Origin of the sequence: Bacteroides sp. ET336, assembly GCF_024733815.1 — a bacterium.
GTDB classification, from domain to species: Bacteria; Bacteroidota; Bacteroidia; order Bacteroidales; family Bacteroidaceae; genus Phocaeicola; species Phocaeicola cellulolyticus.
In genome coordinates this window covers 1-899 of sequence record NZ_JANRHK010000047.1, presented here as the reverse complement: position 1 = coordinate 899, position 899 = coordinate 1, and the positions used below count along the sequence as shown (strand labels likewise).

Below are 899 nucleotides of genomic sequence, written 5' to 3'. Positions count from 1 at the left end.
GGCGTGTACCGGTTTTGTTGAAGATCATCACATTTATCTTCTCCAGATGATCCGAAAGGATATAGACCAGACTCAGGCTTTGGTTGATGATTTGTCCGAACGTATAAAGAGACTGTTGTCCAAGTACGATAATGTCCTTGAACTTCTCAGGGAGATTCCCGGTTTTAGCACCAAAGTTGTAGAGGATTTGGTTTCTGAGATAGGTCTTGACATGTCCCACTTCCCTTCAGAAAAGCATCTTTCGTCCTGGGCCGGTCTTTCTCCGGGTAACAACGAGAGTGCTGGCAAAAAAAAAGCGCACGAATCACTCACGGAAACAAACAGGTAAAGGCGGTAATCACAGAAGCCGCATGGGCTGCGACCCGTACAAAGAATACGTTTTTCAGTGAGAGATACCATCGTATAGCTGCCCGCAGAGGAAAAAAACGTGCCTTGATTGCAGTGGGACATTCTCAGTTGATATCCGTTTATCTGATACTGAGTACGGGAGCCCGTTACCATGAACTTGGTGCACAATATATGCAATCCAAGATAGAGCAGAAACGCAAGGTATATTTGTCTTCCGAACTTAAAAAGCTTGGATACAATGTCTCGCTTACTAAAGTTCCACAAGCAGTAACACCCAATTAACAATACAGACCAAAGGCCGACTTTTACTGGAATTACCATAGTCCGAAAATGAAATTGGTCTCAACAGCTAAGCGCCAAAGATTGTGACTTATGTACACGTGTATGAAACTTTTAAATTCTTAGCTGTTGCTATTTGTCATCGTATAATAGCCGCATTTGTGTTTTCATGAGTGCTAATCTTTCTTTTGTCAAAACACTCGGTTTTATATCAATTTTAGTATAAACCTGTCCTACTTTATGTGTAGGACGCTTAATATTTACGTATGAAA

General features: G+C 41.5%; 2 protein-coding genes. Both read left to right on the top strand.

What is annotated here, in order from left to right; genetic code table 11:
* Window positions 1-328: transposase (locus tag NW213_RS16740; protein ID WP_258323039.1), on the top strand; the 328-nt coding region annotated here is incomplete at its 5' end.
* 113 nt (window positions 329-441) lie between these two features.
* The gene (locus NW213_RS16735; protein WP_204394739.1) at window positions 442-630 is read left to right on the top strand and encodes a hypothetical protein; all 189 of its coding nucleotides are present in this window, start codon (window positions 442-444) and stop codon (window positions 628-630) included.
* Window positions 631-899: the final 269 nt, after the last annotated feature.